Source organism: Hahella sp. HN01 (assembly GCF_018986435.1).
In the GTDB taxonomy this organism is placed as follows: domain Bacteria; phylum Pseudomonadota; class Gammaproteobacteria; order Pseudomonadales; family Oleiphilaceae; genus Hahella.
The window spans coordinates 1-17,308 of the sequence record NZ_JAHMIN010000021.1; the positions used below are offsets into that span (position 1 = coordinate 1).

Sequence of the window (17,308 nt, forward strand, 5' to 3'; positions counted from 1 at the left end):
TTACGGTGTGGAAAGAGCTGCGGATATAGGGCGATAGGCCCACTTCCGCCCTGAAAGGGGCGAAAGTTGTTGGAAAAAGCAGTATATGGTTGGGCCAAATGCACAATGGAGAGGGATATTGGGATAACTATGGGTTATTCAGAGGTTCCTTAGGTCTTCTAATATGTAGCCCATGTATTTCCCAAATTAGGTTTTATGAATGCTTTTATAATATTCTTTGACTGTATGCTTTAAAAATTGTTCTCTAGCCAAAAGGGCAGGCGGACTGGTGTGAGCCGAACATGGAAACCCAGGTAACTATGTGTTATGCTGAGGTTCTCTAAATTATGTCGTAAATTTTTTTCCACTACCACTACCAAGCACATTAGATATGCGCTACCATCTCTCCCTGTTTCCCATAGGGCTCAGTAAATTCATTAATCCCAGTTACACCGTTTGATTTTAAAGTATTAAACATAGTTCCGTTAATGTATAGAGCAGAGCCTACTGCATAGGCTTGGTCTATGTGCTTCCAGAGAGGAAGTAGCTCTATGAACTTACGGATGGAGGCGTTATGTTGAATAGAAGGGATAAATTCCTTCTCTTGCAGGGAAGGGGAAAAATCCACATCCATTAGTGATTTATGGTGATTAGTAATCGTCAAGTATCGGCGCATATTCATATGATAAAAAGGCGTATCTGTAACATTTTTTCCATTTTCTCCTAAAATTTCAATAGGCCAAAATTGATGGCCAAAAGGATCATTTTTTTCGATTAATAATTTAACTTTATCTGATACATATATGTGATCAATTAGCACTAATATGTCTGGTATGTCTTTTTCTGTTGCGTTTGTTTCAATAGGAACGTTTATTCGCCATTCAGAAAGTAAAGGCGCTTTATAAAGTTTGCAATGATGGCATTCGCTGGAGGTGAATTCTTCGAAGCTATATTTATACTCGCTGGGTCCTGGTCGTCTATCCATTTTAAAAGGCATTGGTTTTTCAGCAGAAAAATATATTCTTTCTGGTAGGTTATTGAAGTCTATTTCAAGTCTGTAAATCATTACATTTCGACCTTAAATTTGTGTTTGGCTATTGCTCGTTGATGGTTTCAAATAGCGCACAAAGACTCCTCTCCCTTGCCATACTTTTCGCTGTATAGATCCATGCCATTAATACCCTTTATATGAAATGCATCTATGAGGTTTTGATTTAAGTAAAGGACTGTGCGTGCTTTCAAATGCCGTTGATCAATATCAGCTATGCAATGTCGCCACAAAGGGACTTGTCCCAACTGCTCCCTTAACGTAGGGGAGTCCTTAACCCTGGCCATAAAGTCTTCTTCCTTTGGTATAGGATAAAAACCAAGCTCAGCAGCTGTGGCTACTCGATTAGACGGCGTAATAGTTAGAAAGCGTCGCTCATTAAACCAGTAATAAGCTTGTTCAGGAGCAACTGGCTCTTCCTTGTGGTTGAGCAATTGCACGGGAAAGTACTCATGCTCCATTGTGTCTATACTTTCGATCACAGTTTTTGCTCGCTCGGAGATAAATAGGTAACCACCAACACCCCACAAATCCGGTATTGGTTCCACCTCTTTTCCTTGGTGAAAACGTAAGCAGGCGATGATTGGACGATCAGATAAAAGCGGCGCTTGAAAAAAATTTACGCCAAGCTGCTGAAAGACTCCTGGGGTGGGGGTAAATTTTCTCTCGTAATGTATTAATCCCACTCCCCAGCGCTCTTTGGCGTCGCTTCCGGGGCGAGGAACAGGGAATGCTTCCAAACGATCTTGCGTCGCCAGCTTCGACAAAAATCTATAAAACATGATTTGAATTCATACAGTCTGTTTTAATTAATTCATAGTTTCCATTTTCATCGCCCAAACATCTGGCTGCGAATCATTGGCGGGAATTCTACGCATACTAAACGGTTTTGATCCTTCTATGCCGATAGTGTTACCTTCAACGAAGATAGGTCCGTTAGCCAGGACATAACCGACCATGCAGTATAAGTGCTTGGCGACCTCGGAGGGTTTGCATTCAAATGGGTCGATTTGGATTTCAAATCCTGATAAAGCCTCAAGTCCTTGCGTAACTGCTCCAACTTTGTTTTTCTCTTCCAGAGAAAAAAATCGAATACCAGTCAAGTAGGGAATTGGTAGCCCGTACAAGGCGATGGGGCCGTGATCATTGAAATCCGCCATTGCTTTGCCTGCACTGCTAATCGTCATTGCGTATTGTTCTCTGTCTTCCAACATATCAGAACAGGGCCAGTAGAATGCTAATGGAGTCGCGCATTGAGCTAGTAAGTCAGTTATCGTCATTACACACAAAGCTGAAAAGATTGCCTGTAATTGGTCATCAGCCGACAGTCCTGGCGATATGATCAGATGAGCTTTATGGTTACTAACTAACTGCTCTCCATTTACCAAGTTATAGCTTGTATGCAATGCCGTATCGAAAGTGTTTGAAGGAACTGGTTGGTCAATGGATAAGACAGTATATGGACGCTCATTCCACATTATAATGAGCCCATCACTAGCATTTTCTGCGCCATGGACTGTTATGTTTGAGTTGTCTATTTTATCTCTTAATAATTGCTCAAGTTCCGTAATTGGTAAGTCTATTGGGCGCTCAAGTAATATTATTTGCATGATAGGCGGGAAAGTGGCTTTCTGGTGCGACTCTTTTTTGTTCACGGTTTCCTCAATGAAAACGTTGTTATATGCTGTGAGATAAACAGCTGGATTGCCTTCAGTATGTATAAATGCTAGTGTCAGTCTTTTATCTATTAAGAAGGATGATCTTCTTATGTGAAATCATGAACGACTAGCACTCTCTTTAATCGGGTGCAGAAAAAGAAATGGACTTGAGCAAGAAGGCCTGCATACACTCCCGCTTCAACGAATCCAAGATAAGTGTACTCATTTCCATCACCACTATATAGAGAAACTAGCTTTTCATTTCCATTTTTATTGCCTGGTATTTCGGAAAGCTTATTTCTAACATGCTTCTTCAATTTATTATACCAGTTGCAATAGTTGGTTGTTTCATCACCTTTATTGAAAAGCATCTTATGCCCAGGCGCCCCGTTTTTGTGACAGATATGGCCGCTTTCTAAAAACTCGTCTCTTCTTTGGTTAAATTTTATTTTGGCTTCACTTAAAACGAGATCAAAGGGAAGCAGGTCGCTTGGCGAACAGTCTAATGACCATCTGCCATCTCTTTGGGTATAGGTGAGCCAAGTTTCACCGCATGTTTCTCCAAAATTATCGACGCCTATTAACCCTTCATCATCACCGATAGGGATCGCCAAAAGGATGTCATATTCTCCGTCGCTTTCTTCTAAGTGATAAATTCCTACAGGGAGGAGCAAGTCTTTTTCAATCTCCGAAGCGAAGACCGCGTCAGCATCCGGGAAGGCCGTAAAGAAGTCGCTGTTCTCATAAATTCCCCTTTCACCCATATATCACTCCTTATACTGAATGCGAAGTAGTTTCTCTGTTATAAGCGTTTTTCGATTTATCGTCAGCGTTTTGGCTTCAGCTAAATTCATGTACAACCATTACTCGTTGCTTTCCTGGATTGAAAAAGAAGCGTAAAAATGCCAAAAGTTCACCCGAATAATGACTTGCTGCTACAGCACCTAAATACAAGTATTCATCTCCGTCACTATCTAATATTGTTACAGCCTTTTCAGGCTCACTTTCTTTTCCTGAAATATGTTTAAGCATAAAAGGGACGCTGTTAGAGAAATCTGATGAAAACCAGTTTCCATAGTTAGTTGCTAGACCGCCATAACGAAATAGCTCAAATTGGATGGGATCGCTACCATGCTCAGGTGTTATCTCTATTTTTCCCGCTTTTAAAAATTTCTCTCTAGTTGATGCATAAGAGTAATGTGCGGAACCGCGCATCGCGCTAAAGGATTCAAGGTCTCGCACGCTGCAGTCGAGAGCCCATTTACCATTTTGATTAGAATATGTTAACCAAGTTTCTCCGCAAAATTCACCAATATTACTCTTTCCTAACATTCCTTCTTCATTGCCGATAGGTATTGCCAAAAGAACATCGTGCTTTCTTTCGTCTACTTCTAGGTGATAAACCCCTAAAGGGAGGAGAAACTCTTTCTCAATTTCTGATACGAATACTTCATCAGCACTTGGAAATGCGGTGAAGAAACTGCTGTTTTTGTATAACTTCTTCTCTAGCATGCTTGGCTTTTATAGTGAAAGTTAAGTTTGACTGTTTGATGGCCTCTTTAGATGAAAATAATCGCTACCTATCGTCCTGAAAATAATACCTCCCACGATTAAGCACGTCTAAGGCTTTAATTGCTTCAGACTTAACCCAATTCTTTTTCTCGTTGTCTTCGATTGCCAGCGGTTTAAGGGTGCGGGTCTGATATTCGGTTTCGAGGAGGTATTTTTCTCCATCTAAATATAAGAAAACTCTACCCACGCCCAACACATAAACAATCTCTACGGCATAGTGATTTCTCGATGTATCTGTTACCCAAGGATTGAGATGACAGACGGCTCCGTAGGGCGTTGCATATTCAAAGCTTATTCCAGGTGTTGGTCCTGCTGAAGTGGCCAAATGAGAAAGGTGTTCTGGCAAATCTTCGTTGAGATCACGTTGAATTTTTATGCAGTCCTCAGGTTTGAGGCGATGGAGTATGTAATTCATAGTAAAAGCCCAGTGGGTGCGTGATTAGCCATTCAGCTTCGCCCCACAGTTAAAACAACTTATCGCCCGAGCGCTGACTTTTCGTCCGCATTCGTCGCAAACCAGGGAGGTTTTCCCGCCTGAGGTTTGGGATTTCTTTTCAACTTCCGCCAGTTTGGCTTTTAGTCTGGCGCTGGAGCAGCCGTCTTCTTCCATGATTTCCCACATGGCCTGACAAAGGTGGGATAGTTTTTCCACTTTTTTCTCTAACAGGCGCACGTCTACGGCGATGCCTTCCGCCCTGGTTTTGGCATTGCGTGCTTCGCCATGGGCTCGGGAGATTTTGAAGTTTTGAAAAAGGTCATAGAGGTTCATGGGGAATTCCAACTGCCTGTTACTACTGTTTTGCTAACGATTATTGGGTCGGGGAGGCGAACAGGTCCGCGGCGTCAGGGAAGGTGTTGAATAAGGCGCCGTTTTTGTTGATGGGATGTTCGTCCATGGGGGTATCCGGATGGTCCTGTTGCTGGGCGATTGTGTTCCCGGCGAGGAGCCGGTTCGCTGATAGGGCGCTATCTTACTCATTTTGAGTCTCCAATCCCACTTTCTGTAGGCGTTCTTGTTCTCTAATCCTGCAAAGACTGGCGCATTGGCGCCCCAGTCTGGGTGAAAAATCACCCAGTGCGGGTCAGCGTTACTCCAATGCTGATTCTGGCTTGGCGAATCTGGCGAAAGTTGGGGCTGGATACTGATAGCTGTCTGGTTTTTGCGGGTCGGAATAGACCCGCTTTCCGCTCCAAATCTTTGCTTGGATTTAACGTGAAACGCGTGTGTCTCCCGGCGCGTTCGAACGTTGCTGATTGTCTGGAAAAGTGGAATGAAGCTTGCTCACGCATAGCTCACCGAAATCAGTGATCGTATGCGCAAGAATTCAGCGGATCGAATCTATAACAATGAAGAACCACGTGCGTATCAAATTGCGGCGGCCGGTGGCGGCGCTGGAGGATCTGCCTCATTGGCAGCAGTTGCTGGGCAATCGGCGGCTGGAGCATGAGCGTTTTCTGCCGGACGTTGATCGTATCTTTCATCGACATCGACTGTCCTTTTTCGCCACACGGGAATATCAGCCCGCCGGGCCGGACTGGTCTGAAGACGAGATCGCCAGCGGCTTGAACCGCGTCTATCGGTTGGTCCTGTCTCGCGACGGTGACATTCCTCCCGACATGATCGCGGAAATTCGTCTGCTGCCGGAGGTGGAGGAAGCCGCGCCCGGCGATATCGGGCAAATGGAGCTGAATCCACGCAGCGCAGCTATGAGCGCGCGCACTGACCGCGCCTCGCGGGAGGCCATCTTTCTGGAAGAGGCGCAGGCGTTCAGCCAGGGCGACAGCGACATTGTGGTGGCGGTATTGGATACCGGCGTCGAGCTGGATCATCCCGAACTGCGCCATGCTATCCGCGGCGGTTATGACTTCGTCAACATACTCGACGGGGCCAGTGAGTTTATCGGCGACTATATCGACGCAGACGCCATCGCCGATGACGAAGTCGGCCACGGCACCCATGTGGCGGGCATTATCGTGGGTAAAGGGCAGGGCATGCCGGGCGGTGTGGCGCCCCGTTGCAAACTGATCCCCGTACGCGTGCTGGCCGCCATGGAAAAACAGGGACGTCGGGTCGGCGCCGGACTCATCGAAAATATTAACGCTGGCGTTAAATATGCGGTGGATCAAGGCGCGCATGTGATCAACATGTCATTAGGCGTAAGACATGAGGGCGGCGGCCTACCTCACCAGGAAGTTATCGACTACGCTTATCGGAAAGGAGTCACCATCGTGGCGGCGTCCGGCAACGACGGGTTACAGGAAATGTATTACCCCGGCGCGTTTGAAACAGTCATCGCTGTCGGCGCAATGGACGCGCAAGGGCAAGTTGCGGACTTTTCCACCTACGGAGACCAGGTCTCCTTTATCGCTCCCGGCGTTGACGTCTACAGCGCCTATCTGGACAACGAATACGCGTTTTCAACCGGCACCTCCCACGCCGCGCCCTTCGTAACCGGCGCTGTGGCGTTGCTGAAATCCTATGCCCGCAAAGCCGGACGCACGCTGTCCGACGGGCAGATCAAACATATCCTCAAGCACACCAGCGACAAAATCGACAATCGCTTCAAACACCGCAAAGCCGGATACGGGAGACTGAATCTGGCGGATGCGATGCGTTATCTCGAGTTCAAGCTTGGCCAAAGGAGAGAACGATATGGCTACCACTGAAGAGAAGAAAGAGTCCTCCGCCCGCACTGCGGCGGGAACCACCGTCACGGCGTCGTCCGCTCTCGACTTCGGCGACTTGAAGAACGAGTGGAGCAAATTGCTGGAGAAGCAGCGGCCGGACGCGGAGAGCAACCTGCTCAAGGTGAACGTCCGCGCCGGCAAGATCGACCCGCTGGCGGAAGCGGCGCTCAGCAAGGTGAAAGAAGTCTATTCCACCAATGAGAACACGCTGCGCAAGCTTATCACCCGCAAGGGCTGGGCGACGGAGCTGGACCGGGTGATCAAACGCATCAACAGCCTGCGCATCAGCGAAAGCAAACGCGTGGTGTTGGCGGCGGTGTATCCGGCGCTGTTGAACAAGTTGCTGAGTTGCAACGGCGCGGATGAGGAAGTGAAGGACGAAATGGGATTCACCGATTCGGTGTTGTTCGAGCTGGAGCGCGAAGACGGCCCCCTCGACCGATTCGCCCAGGAGGTGGTGAAACTGGTGGGGGCCAAGCACCGCATCAATTTTGCCGAAGACAATGTATTGTGCGACCTGATTGCGCATCAGGTTCGCGCCGGCCTGTAATCAGCGAACGGGACGTCAACCATGCCTAGCAACACAAAAATCTCGCTTAACCCCGGCGCCTTGGAGGCCGCGGTATTAAAACTGATTAATTCGGTGAACGAGCAGGGGCAGTTGCCGGCGTTGCTCGAAATCTACATCGAGAGCAACGAGATCGAGAAGTCCCGGTTCACGCCGGAAGTTAAAGCCGCGATGATCGACTATCTGCTGGATCGGGGCGTACAGATCGACGACATCGACAAGCTCAAAAAGGGCGGCTACGACGAACATTTCGCGCTCGCCTATGATTACGCGCTGAGCACCGCCGGCGGCGAGGAAGATCCTCTGGACGCGGCGCGGCGTAAAGGCGGCGGACGTGGCTTCGGACAATGGGACTTCAGCGTCGATCACTTCGAGGACGTCGAAGAACAGGGCGTCGTCAAAGAGAACATTCTCGCGGCGGGCGCGCTGGATTACATCTTCGAATTCGGCGAGCGCCTCGGCGTGTTCCGTCTGGTGGATGCGCTGGTGCTGAATTGGGCCGCAGGCTCCATCGATGTGGTGGAGGGTCCGGCGGCCGCCCGTCTATACCGTTACTGGAAGCTGCGGGAAGAGCGCGCTTCGCTCGACGAACGCGGCATGGTGTATCGCCGGGTGTTGAGCAAGGGCTCCACCGAAGTGCTGTCGCGCATGGTGGTCAACGAGCCTTTCCCCTTGCTGTGGCGCAACCTGATGGCGGAAGTGGCGGAATACATCGACAAGACCGAAAAGGTCGACGATGGCGCCGGGGAGTTTTCTCCTGTGTCCCGCTCCCGTATCTACCAGGCTACTCGCGAGCTGCAATACAACCTGACCGAATACTGTACCGGCATGGCTCACGTGCAGGCGCGGGAGTTCTACGCGCAACTGCAGGAATGTTTCGAAATCCTGAAGGATGACGAAATCATGTCCTACTTCGGCGGCAATCGCCGTAAGAGCCTGTGGACGGTGATCGAACGGCTGTCCAAGGAAGAATTCGGCGCTTCCCCCAATATCGCCGCGCATCGTTCTCTGGCGGTGGACGGCAACCGCATCTTCCAGTGGATCGCCAACTTCAATGAAGCGGCGGTGCGGCAGGAGGATTTCATCGCCTTCCTGCAGGCGGCTGAGTCCTACATCCTCAATTTCACCTCCGCGTCGGATCAGGAAATTGACGAATTTTCGGAAGAGGATGACTTCGAGTTCGCCGACGAGGACGACGATTTCTAACCCAGGCCAACAGGGAGCCCAGTCGCATGAGTGAACAGGCTATCAAAGACATTGCAAGAGAATATACGCGCAGGACTTTGGCCCAGTCGGCCACATTTCACCAGTTGGGGATTGAAGACCAGAAGGCCTTGTATCTGGACGTTTACCGGCAGAACTATCAGCAGCTGGCGCTGAACGCCAATGGCGGCGCGCATCATCCTGCGCCCTATGGCCGTCAGCAAAGCCTGCAGAGTCAGGCCATGGCCGATCCCAAAAAAGCCAGCGACATGATCGACGACGATCGCCATAAAAACGAGCGCATCGATCAGGCTGGCGAACTGGCGGGCGGCTTTATTGACGAGGTGGATTTTCCCGGTTTTGTCAAAGATCTGCTGAAAGGCGTGTTCGACGCCAATCTGGAAGTCACCCTGGCGCAGATGGAGTCCTATCAGAAGCTGTTGAAGGCGGCGACCCAGTCGGTATCCAAATTCATCAACGCCATCGACGACACCGCTTCGTTTGGTTATCTGGCGGAGAATAATGGCGATGAATTCGGCCTGGATTTCAGCGATGAGGAAAACGCCGACGGCTCGCGCAAAGTGGTGTTGACCGACAGAAACGGCGATCCGGTGGACCTGGGAGATAATCAGGTCAAAGCCCGCATCATGGACGCCAAGATTCAAATGGCGAAAGAACAGCGCGCCATGCTGCGCGAGACCATCCTGATGGGCATCACCCGTCTTGTGGTGGAGCGCGGCAACGTGAAGGCCTCCGTGCTGTTCGACATCAAGGCCACCGAACAGGTGCAAAAGGCGGACAAGGCGGCGTTGCAGGAACTCAAGTCCTCCAGCAACAGCGTCAGCGCCAGCGGCGGCTTGATCGGCGCCATCTTCGGCGGGCCCAAGGGCGGTCATACCTCCAGCACGCGCAAAACCAAAATCTCCGTGGCCAGCGCCAAGAGTGTGGCGAATACGGAGCTGGCGGCGAAAGTGGCGGGCTCGGTGGATATCACCTTCAAATCCGACTACTTCAAGCTGGATAACTTCGCCGCGCTGTATCAGGGCGGCAATGACGGTGGCGCGCGCCTTGGTCCCTCGCAGCAGGTGGCGGCGCAACCGGGTGCGCAACCGGGTGCTGCGCCGGCAGCCGCTCCACCAGCGCCGGTAGCGGGAAGATAAACCGTGGCGCTGGCGCTGATCCTGGCGATACAGCCCGGACCCGAAGGCGTCGCAGTGCGGTTCGACATTGGTCATAACCGTTATCTGCGTTGGAGCCTGGGGGAGGGTGAGAGCGAGACCGCCAACGGACTGCCGCGTCTGACCGGCGCGGCCGGGCGATCCAGCCTGATCGGTCCGCTACGGCCGGAGGCGAGGGGGCGCGGCGAGTTCGTCATCCCCCGCGCCATGCTGTCGCGGGAGAAGCGCGCGCTGCAAATCACCAGCTACCGGGATGACAACGGCGCCGGTCCCGCTATCTCTGCGGTGGAGACCTTGCCGGTCTCCCTGCTCAGCGATCTGGGCGGCGAGCCGCCGCCACCGGCGGGACTAGCGTTAGGGGCGACACAGGCAAGTAAAAAGGACAGCATCATGACAGCCGTATCCCCTGCATATCAGAGACAGACAGCCATGGCGCGGCAAGTGGATAACGCGCCTTTTCATCTACGGGAAAGGCGCTTGAGCCGACCAATGTTCATCGATGCGATTGTGGGCGCGCTGCCCAGCCTGTTGCCTATGCTGGCGCCGGCGATCGGCTCTTTACTGGCCGGCGTGGCGCCGGCAGTGGGACAAGTGGCGGGACAGGTCGTGCGCAGCGTATCCGGCGGCGGCGCGCCGCGTGCGGACGCGGGAACCCAGACCGCGGTAGCGCAAATCGCCAATCTGGCGGAACAGGCTCTGCGTGCGGCGGGCCCTGCCTCGCAACAAATACTCACTCCCGAAAACATGCGCCAGATCATGCAGTTGATTCAGGCCGGCGCCGCAGCGCAAGGCGGGGCGACCGCCAGAGCCAGTGGGCTATCGCTGCATGGACCCAGACGCCGTCATCTGAGTCTGGCGCGCTCTCAATACAGTCAGGCTCAAGTCGCTCCGGCGTTACTGGCGGCGCTGCCTGCGTTGATGCCTTTGCTGCAACAGGTGCTGAGCCCGCAGACGGTGCAGAGCATCATTGACGCGCCGCAGCGCATGACCGGCCAGATTATCAACGGCATCACCGACTTCGCCCGCCTGGGCCTCCAGGCCGACCAGCAATTGCAGGAACACCTGCGCGCACTCAATCCGGGAGTGGACGATCCTGCGCTGCATCAATTGCTGGCGGGTTTGAGTCTGGGTATGACCGCCCGGCGCGGACGCGCCTATAAACGTGTCAGCAGCGTGCGTCTGATGTTGGATCATACGCCGACGCAAGTGGTGTTCGGGCGGGAAGTGTCCCTGTATCAGCAAGGCGCGCCACTGCAGTTTCCTCTGTCCGTGGAGACGCCTCAGTCTATTCGCGACGCTGAGCTGATGTTGCAGATCAAACAGGCGGACGACCTGCGCATTGTGCACGAGGACGCCGAGCCCATTGGCGACGTCAGTTCCGGCCCGCTGGAGATCATTCCTCGCGTGGAGGCGGACGTCTCGGCGCGCTTGTCGCCGCAGAAAGACTATATCGTCGTGCTCTCCCTGATCTGGCGCAACAGCAAGGGACAGAGCCGGGGAACCTCCGTGCAGCACAGCATCAGTCTGATGGGGGATTATCGTTTTGACAGGGTGGAGGAAACCGGCGAACTCATCCCCCTGAGCGACCGGGAAACCTATCGGGATTACTGGCATCGTCTGTGGGAGGCGCCGTTTGACAGCGATACGCGGCGAGTGGATATCCAAAGCAGATACTTCCTGACCCTCAACCCGGAACGCAATCGCAACGCCCGACTGGATTCCGACGTGCGCACGGAACAGGAAGGGCCGCGGGCTACTATTCGTTTGCGCAGCGGTTACGAATATAGCCTGTATGCGCTGAATCATTTGATGACGCGCCTGGCTCCGGATCAGGAAGCGCTGAGCGACGCGGCGCTGGAGGCGCTTAACGGCGCGGATTTCGTTGAGCGTTTCAATCAGGCGGCGCAGCATCAAGGTCAAATCCGCGGACGTCCCGGCGAGTCCGCCGCATTATGGGCGTTTCCCGTCTTCAAGATGCAGACCCTGGTGATGGTGAGAGCGGAAAATGTGGACGAAAACGGCGTGATCGGCGGCCTGTCGGAAGAGCGCATACGCTTCCCCATGCCCGCCATGGTGCATTTTGTGGGAGTGAAACAAGCATGAAGAACAACAATCCCCGGACACGCCCCCGGCTTCGCGCCAGGTCGTTATCCGAGCGCGATATCGCGGATCAATTCCAGGGACTGGAAGTGGAGTTCAACGACAAAGTGACGCTGTTTCCCGTGCAGGTGGAGCGAAATACGCCGCCGCAGCGCAGACGCTCACTAAGAAGCAGTCTGCACTAAGGCTGGAGCTTAATGGCGATGAATGACGCAATGACCCCGGACCCGAATGCGGCGACCAATGCCCCAGAGGAGACTCTGGAGTCCTGGCTGGCGCCCGATCAGCAGGGGCTGGTCGAGGAAGATCGGTTTCCTGGTCTGGCGGACATGCTGGAGGATTTTCTGACGCCGCAACTGGCGCTGGATGTCGACCCGACCCAGCCGGATCAGTTGCTGGGGTTGTATGTCGAACGCCTGGCGCTGGATCTGCCCATTGAGCTGCAGCCGCGACGGGATGAGCATGGTGTTCTCACTGTGGGCGTAGCGCCGCCGACCCAATGGATCGAAACCAGCGTGCAACCTGTGTTGCACAGACTTCGCGTCACTCTGGAGTTAAACGACGATGACGACGCGTGAAACCAAACCCTGGAATCTGGAGCAGTTTCTGGACTCCCTGATTCTGGAGCTGGACAAGGCGCAAGACACCCTGTCCCTGAAAGGGTTGACGCGCAAACTGACTTACACCGTCAAAGACGTGGCGCTGGACTTGAATATTTTCCCGGTGCTGGAGGACGGCAAGGTGAAATTCCAGATGGCGAAGCCCGGGGAAACCGGCGGCTCGCGCATCTCATTTCAACTTGGCTCCATTACTGATCGACAGATTCGCGAAAACGCCAATGAGCCGCCCAGCAAGGACGACGTGCAGCTGGATACGCTGGAAGATGTGGATGACGAGGTGAAGGAAAGCCTGCGCAAGGTGGGCGTCACCTCGACGCGGGATCTGGAGAAATTGAATCAGCGCAATGTGAATATTGAGAACGTGGTGAAGGAAAAGACCGGCGGCGAAAAAAGCCTCGACTATTCCGACCTCGCCAATCTGATCAACAAGGCGCGTCGGCGCAAACTGTCGCCGCAACTGTCGACGCTGAGCGCGAAAGAGCAGGAAGAAGCGGTGGAGCTGACCCTGCGCGGCAGCAACTTTGTTTTGCAGCAAAGCGCCAGTTATCCGGCCGCCATGGTGAACAACCAGAAAGCCGAAGTGCTGCATGCGGACGCCGGCGAGTTGAGGCTGAAAGTGCCGCGACAGGCGCTTAAAGACGGCGACAACGCCCTGGCCATCGCCCTGGACCCCTATGCGGTGATGCAACTGAATCTGCAGTCCTGAGGATAACGTTGCGTTCAGAGGAAAAAGACCAACGGAGGCGTGGTAGCAATACCCGCCAGACAATTATTGACTGGATACGAACCATCGGAGAGGACGCCTCTATGGGACGAAGTCTACGGTCACTGGAGCAATCGCTGGCGCGGGACGCCCATCCTGAACGCAGCGACGCCAGACGACTCAAACGTGAAGACGTACGACGGGGTGCTGGCATGTCAGCGCCGCCATCTGGGTATCGGGAGCAAATCGAGGTCGTGCGCGGTCAACGCGTCGCGCAGCCGACCCGTAGCCTCAGAGCGCTGGAGGATCGCGTGCTGGGACGCCGACCCGCTGCGCCGGCGATGACGGATAAACCGCCGCAACGCACCATGTTGCGAATGGATCAGGAGCAGGCGCCATCGCTTCCGCTTCCTGTGAATACGCCAGCGGCGCAGTCCTGGAGCGCTTCGCAAAGTTATCAGCCCGATTACCAGACAAGCTATCAAACAAGCTACCAGACAAGCTATCAGGCAGGCCATCCGCAGAGCTATCCGCAACCGGCGGTGAATTCTCTGGCTTACGCTCCCGAATTCTCCGCTCCGGATACCGGACGTTTTCGGGTCGAGCCTTTTGAAGAGCCGCAGGCGCTGTCTCAAAGTCGGGCATTGAGCGGACCCACTTCACCGGATGATTTGTTCCGGCCTGATCCCGCTGTGGCCTCGCCAGCGCCTTCCACCTCTACGCCTATCTATGCGCCGTCGTCCCAGCCGAGTTTAAGGACAGAGTCGCCCAATGGCGGTCAAGCCGCGCCTCCCGCTGTCGTCAGCCGACAGGAGGAAGAGGATGACCTTAACTGGCTGGCGGAGTCGCAACCGCAGCGGGTGACGGCGGCGAGCAAACAGGCGCTGGATGCGGGACTGGCGTTGGCGAAAGACGATTTTGAACGGGATCTGGCCGCCATCCTCGGGCAACCGGCGCCAGCCGCTTCCGCGCCTGCTGAACCGCCGCTGACGTCGCAGACGCAACCCCCATCGTCTCCGACGCCAAACGCTCCGGGGACGCCGCCAAACGAGGAGCCCGCGCCCGCCCATCCCACTCATGACGTTTTTGATCAGATGGGGCTGGCCATGCGTTACGCGAACAGCTTCGACCTGGGGGCGGTGCCCCTGAAGGAGCGTTTCGATCATTTTGAGAGAGAGCTGCAGGGAACGCCTCCGCAGCCATCGCAACTGTCGGCGCCGCCGACTGTGCAAAGTCCTTTTGTGGACCCCATGAATCTGGATGAGTTTGATCTGGTGGCGGAACTGGCGGAGATCGGCGCTGAGCGCCCACCGCAGCCCCCCATCACGGAAACCGAAACAGACAACAAGGCAAACCGCACTGAAGAAACAGCAGGTGACGACAATGAGCAACCGACTGGCTGATCTGGAACAAACACTGGCGCCGCGCGCGCCCGCTCGCTCCAAACCCAACAAGCAACAGAAAATGCGTAGCGCGCTGGATCGTATGCAGCAGCCACAACCCACTCCGCAAGCGCCCAGTACGCCGCCTGTGGGGCAGGGGCTCAGCGCCCGGGTATCCCGTTGGCCGGGGCGGGGACGTCACGCCGCGCGCAGCTTTTCCGCCATCAGCTATGACGTGCCCGGAAATTTCTGGGTCATGGCCCAGCCTTCCGGGATGACCTGTTGGGCGACGGTCTTCACCATGCTGAAAAGCTGGCGTTCGCAACGACAGTTGACCATTGAGCAGGCGCTGGCGACGGTGGGCGAGCGCTGGGTGAATATATTCCGCGCCAATGGCGGTCTGGCTGGCGACGATAAACCCACTTTTATCTCCACCTCCGGTCTGGTGGCGGAGCCGCCGCAAAGCTATAGCCTGGAGGGCTGGGAAGGTCTGTTGCGCAACTACGGACCGGTGTGGGTGACTACTGACGAAGCCCCGGGAGAGCCCTGGGCGATACACGCCCGCATCATTACCGGCATTCACGGCGACGGCACGCCGGAGAACACCAAGTTCAAAATTGTCGATCCGGCGGGCGGCAGACGCTATGAAGAATCGATCGCCGTGTTCATTCCCAAGTACGAAGAGGAAGTGCGCCGCACAGGTTATATGCGCATTCAGGTCGTACACTGGCAGGCTGACGCGGTGAGCGAACAGCGGGCGATGTCCTACGGTCGCAGTCTTCCAGCCCCGTCCCGCAGCTTCAGTGCGCCGGCGGCTTTTGGACACAGCCGCGCCTTTGACTATACCGACGCGCTGGCTGCGCACCGGCAGGCGATGGCGATGAACCAGTCTTTCGATGTGCGCTACAACGTGCAGCTGGTGCCGCAACAAACCGGTTTCTCATGCTGGGCGGCGGGTTTCGCCATGATAGTCGGCTGGCGCGAGCAAATGAGCATTGATCCCTCCGAAATCGCCAGAGCGGTAGGCTATTGGTCGCAGTATCAGAACGGCCTGCATCCCGAAGATCTGCGGGTGATGAACGTGTGGGGCTTCACCCCGGAAGCGCCGCAGTCCTACATGATCGAAGCTTTCGTCGACTTACTGCGCAACTACGGACCGCTATGGATCGCCACGGCGGAGCCCGGCCCGCATATCCGGGTGATCACCGGCATTCATGGCGACGGTACGCCGGATGGCACCATTCTGCATATCAACGATCCCTGGGAGCAGGGCATGAGCAGCTTCCGTCCGTCCAATCGCGGTTCTCAATACACGGAAACCTATCGCCAGTTTGAACAGAAACAGGCGACCCTGGCGGGCCAGGAGATGAGCTACAAAGCGCCCATCTACATCGCCCACTTGCCCAGTCTGCCAGACTGGATGCGCAACCCGGCGGCGCAGAGTTTCTCCGCCTATGTGGGCCACTCCATCGCCATGGAAGCGCCCAGCAATCCCGCCAATTATCGGCTGCTCACCTCGGGCACCTGGAACAGCAATACCTCGCTGCGCGTGCAGGGCGGGCAGGGCATGTGGTTCAAAATCCGCAACGCCAACGTATTGGGAACCACCATCACCATTACCGATCAGGCGGGACAGACCAAACAGTCCATCATCCTGCCAGCCTCCAGCGTCGAATTCGTCTTCGCCATCTTCGGCTCAGAACCCATGGGCTGGCGCTTCGACATCTCCACCAACAGCGACGCCTTCATCGTCACCTGGGAACTCTGGAGCACCTGGGTTCCTGGTATGCCGCCGAATGGGTGATGAGTAACTAGAAACAACCTGTTGGCTAACACCCCTCACCCCTCAAGTTCAATGCGCTGAATATCGATTAGAGACGAACATTCAGCGCATTGAGTACTTGGCGATCCCTGCTTAATGTCCATCCACACTCCGTACAGTTTTCCAGGTAAGTGCTAACCTGTTATTTTCTGTGCTTGTCAGATATATCGAACGAAGTATGAGTAGGCGAGAGTGACTGGACTGTACGAGTGGAACCCCATGCCTCATGTCGTGGATATCCGTTGTCCCGAATGTGGCGATAAAGCTCAATTTGAGTTTGCTGAGGTGGTTCGGATCAGAAAAAGGGAAGAGGTCGCCTTCTTCCAACAAAATAATGCTTTCGAATACCGCCAGTTCACGGATAGCTGTGGCCACAAATGGCATGCGGCGATCTATTACGCAGGTATGCATGGCGGCTCGGTGAATGCCATTACCACTCTACCAAATGGGTATGAACCCGATGACTGGTCTCATTCAAAATTTCTTGTTCGCGATCATGGAACGGATATGGGCTCAATATTCTGTGGAAACTGCCATCTGAATCGGCTGCATAACCTGAGTTGGCCGGGCGATGCATACTTCTCAATTGAGCATCGGGGTAATGTCTTATGGGCCTTTAATCAAGAATCTGCGGGCGATCTGTACCACTTTATAAGCAGCCATGAAAGAAAGGTCGATGCATACAAATGGAGTCACTTTTTGATGCATATACCGACAGTATTTAAGACGAAGGCGGCGCGTGAGCCAATCGCCAAGAAGTTGGCGAAACTATTGCGCCCTGACTAGA

18 protein-coding genes are annotated in these 17,308 nt (G+C 54.1%); 11 read left to right on the forward strand and 7 right to left on the reverse strand.

The annotated features are described in order from the left end of the window. Window positions 1–364: 364 nt before the first annotated feature. The 7 genes from KP814_RS19535 to KP814_RS19565 form a co-directional block, all read right to left on the reverse strand. Window positions 365–1,045: an imm11 family protein gene (locus KP814_RS19535; RefSeq protein ID WP_216738344.1), complete on the reverse strand. Its 681-nt coding sequence runs from the start codon at window positions 1,043–1,045 to the stop codon at window positions 365–367. Window positions 1,046–1,092: 47 nt separating this feature from the next. Beyond that, window positions 1,093–1,809 (reverse strand): imm11 family protein, encoded by a 717-nt coding sequence (locus KP814_RS19540; protein WP_216738345.1) that lies wholly within the window; start codon window positions 1,807–1,809, stop codon window positions 1,093–1,095. A 27-nt stretch (window positions 1,810–1,836) separates the two neighbouring features. Continuing rightward, a complete protein-coding gene (locus tag KP814_RS19545) occupies window positions 1,837–2,682 on the reverse strand; it encodes a DUF4261 domain-containing protein (RefSeq protein ID WP_216738346.1) in 846 nt (281 codons plus the stop codon). Window positions 2,683–2,792: 110 nt separating this feature from the next. Next, window positions 2,793–3,449 carry a hypothetical protein gene (locus tag KP814_RS19550; protein ID WP_216738347.1) on the reverse strand — a complete coding sequence of 219 codons (657 nt, stop codon included), beginning with the start codon at window positions 3,447–3,449 and terminating at the stop codon, window positions 2,793–2,795. A gap of 76 nt (window positions 3,450–3,525) precedes the next feature. Further along, entirely contained in the window at window positions 3,526–4,197 is a 672-nt protein-coding gene (locus tag KP814_RS19555; RefSeq protein ID WP_216738348.1) for a hypothetical protein, read from the reverse strand. Window positions 4,198–4,261: 64 nt separating this feature from the next. Next, complete coding sequence (locus KP814_RS19560) at window positions 4,262–4,672, reverse strand: hypothetical protein (protein ID WP_216738349.1); 411 nt, start codon at window positions 4,670–4,672, stop codon at window positions 4,262–4,264. 24 nt (window positions 4,673–4,696) lie between these two features. After that, window positions 4,697–5,026 carry a zinc ribbon domain-containing protein gene (locus KP814_RS19565; protein WP_216738350.1) on the reverse strand — a complete coding sequence of 110 codons (330 nt, stop codon included), beginning with the start codon at window positions 5,024–5,026 and terminating at the stop codon, window positions 4,697–4,699. Window positions 5,027–5,616: 590 nt separating this feature from the next. Between KP814_RS19565 and KP814_RS19570 the strand changes: the two genes are divergently transcribed. The 11 genes from KP814_RS19570 (at window position 5,617) to KP814_RS19620 (ending at window position 17,307) form a co-directional block, all read left to right on the forward strand. Further along, window positions 5,617–6,924: a S8 family serine peptidase gene (locus KP814_RS19570; RefSeq protein ID WP_371824072.1), complete on the forward strand. Its 1,308-nt coding sequence runs from the start codon at window positions 5,617–5,619 to the stop codon at window positions 6,922–6,924. Next, window positions 6,911–7,495, forward strand: coding sequence for a hypothetical protein (locus KP814_RS19575; RefSeq protein ID WP_216738352.1), 585 nt, complete (start codon window positions 6,911–6,913; stop codon window positions 7,493–7,495). Before KP814_RS19570 ends, KP814_RS19575 begins: the two co-directional genes overlap by 14 nt. Before the next feature lie 21 nt (window positions 7,496–7,516). Continuing rightward, entirely contained in the window at window positions 7,517–8,719 is a 1,203-nt protein-coding gene (locus tag KP814_RS19580) for a hypothetical protein (RefSeq protein ID WP_216738353.1), read from the forward strand. A 26-nt stretch (window positions 8,720–8,745) separates the two neighbouring features. Then, window positions 8,746–9,876: a hypothetical protein gene (locus KP814_RS19585; protein WP_216738354.1), complete on the forward strand. Its 1,131-nt coding sequence runs from the start codon at window positions 8,746–8,748 to the stop codon at window positions 9,874–9,876. A gap of 3 nt (window positions 9,877–9,879) precedes the next feature. Next, complete coding sequence (locus tag KP814_RS19590; protein WP_216738355.1) at window positions 9,880–11,997, forward strand: hypothetical protein; 2,118 nt, start codon at window positions 9,880–9,882, stop codon at window positions 11,995–11,997. Next, entirely contained in the window at window positions 11,994–12,179 is a 186-nt protein-coding gene (locus tag KP814_RS19595) for a hypothetical protein (protein ID WP_216738356.1), read from the forward strand. Before KP814_RS19590 ends, KP814_RS19595 begins: the two co-directional genes overlap by 4 nt. 18 nt (window positions 12,180–12,197) lie before the next feature. Then, entirely contained in the window at window positions 12,198–12,572 is a 375-nt protein-coding gene (locus tag KP814_RS19600; RefSeq protein ID WP_216738357.1) for a hypothetical protein, read from the forward strand. Continuing rightward, window positions 12,559–13,320, forward strand: coding sequence for a hypothetical protein (locus KP814_RS19605; protein ID WP_216738358.1), 762 nt, complete (start codon window positions 12,559–12,561; stop codon window positions 13,318–13,320). Before KP814_RS19600 ends, KP814_RS19605 begins: the two co-directional genes overlap by 14 nt. A gap of 101 nt (window positions 13,321–13,421) precedes the next feature. Beyond that, on the forward strand, window positions 13,422–14,720 hold the full coding sequence (locus KP814_RS19610; protein WP_216738359.1) for a hypothetical protein: 1,299 nt from the start codon (window positions 13,422–13,424) through the stop codon (window positions 14,718–14,720). Beyond that, entirely contained in the window at window positions 14,701–16,503 is a 1,803-nt protein-coding gene (locus KP814_RS19615) for a papain-like cysteine protease family protein (RefSeq protein ID WP_216738360.1), read from the forward strand. The genes KP814_RS19610 and KP814_RS19615 overlap by 20 nt, the downstream gene beginning before the upstream one ends. 237 nt (window positions 16,504–16,740) lie before the next feature. Beyond that, window positions 16,741–17,307 (forward strand): hypothetical protein, encoded by a 567-nt coding sequence (locus KP814_RS19620; RefSeq protein WP_216738361.1) that lies wholly within the window; start codon window positions 16,741–16,743, stop codon window positions 17,305–17,307. Window position 17,308: the final 1 nt, after the last annotated feature.

Coding starts and splice junctions, on each gene's coding strand:
- KP814_RS19600 (WP_216738357.1), top strand. CDS start 12,198: ATGAATGACGCAATGACCCCGGACCCGAATGCGGCGACCAATGCCCCA.
- KP814_RS19615 (WP_216738360.1), top strand. CDS start 14,701: ATGAGCAACCGACTGGCTGATCTGGAACAAACACTGGCGCCGCGCGCG.
- KP814_RS19575 (WP_216738352.1), top strand. CDS start 6,911: ATGGCTACCACTGAAGAGAAGAAAGAGTCCTCCGCCCGCACTGCGGCG.
- KP814_RS19595 (WP_216738356.1), top strand. CDS start 11,994: ATGAAGAACAACAATCCCCGGACACGCCCCCGGCTTCGCGCCAGGTCG.
- KP814_RS19580 (WP_216738353.1), top strand. CDS start 7,517: ATGCCTAGCAACACAAAAATCTCGCTTAACCCCGGCGCCTTGGAGGCC.
- KP814_RS19550 (WP_216738347.1), bottom strand. CDS start 3,449: ATGGGTGAAAGGGGAATTTATGAGAACAGCGACTTCTTTACGGCCTTC.
- KP814_RS19535 (WP_216738344.1), bottom strand. CDS start 1,045: ATGATTTACAGACTTGAAATAGACTTCAATAACCTACCAGAAAGAATA.
- KP814_RS19560 (WP_216738349.1), bottom strand. CDS start 4,672: ATGAATTACATACTCCATCGCCTCAAACCTGAGGACTGCATAAAAATT.
- KP814_RS19610 (WP_216738359.1), top strand. CDS start 13,422: ATGGGACGAAGTCTACGGTCACTGGAGCAATCGCTGGCGCGGGACGCC.
- KP814_RS19620 (WP_216738361.1), top strand. CDS start 16,741: ATGCCTCATGTCGTGGATATCCGTTGTCCCGAATGTGGCGATAAAGCT.
- KP814_RS19555 (WP_216738348.1), bottom strand. CDS start 4,197: ATGCTAGAGAAGAAGTTATACAAAAACAGCAGTTTCTTCACCGCATTT.
- KP814_RS19565 (WP_216738350.1), bottom strand. CDS start 5,026: ATGAACCTCTATGACCTTTTTCAAAACTTCAAAATCTCCCGAGCCCAT.
- KP814_RS19540 (WP_216738345.1), bottom strand. CDS start 1,809: ATGTTTTATAGATTTTTGTCGAAGCTGGCGACGCAAGATCGTTTGGAA.
- KP814_RS19585 (WP_216738354.1), top strand. CDS start 8,746: ATGAGTGAACAGGCTATCAAAGACATTGCAAGAGAATATACGCGCAGG.
- KP814_RS19605 (WP_216738358.1), top strand. CDS start 12,559: ATGACGACGCGTGAAACCAAACCCTGGAATCTGGAGCAGTTTCTGGAC.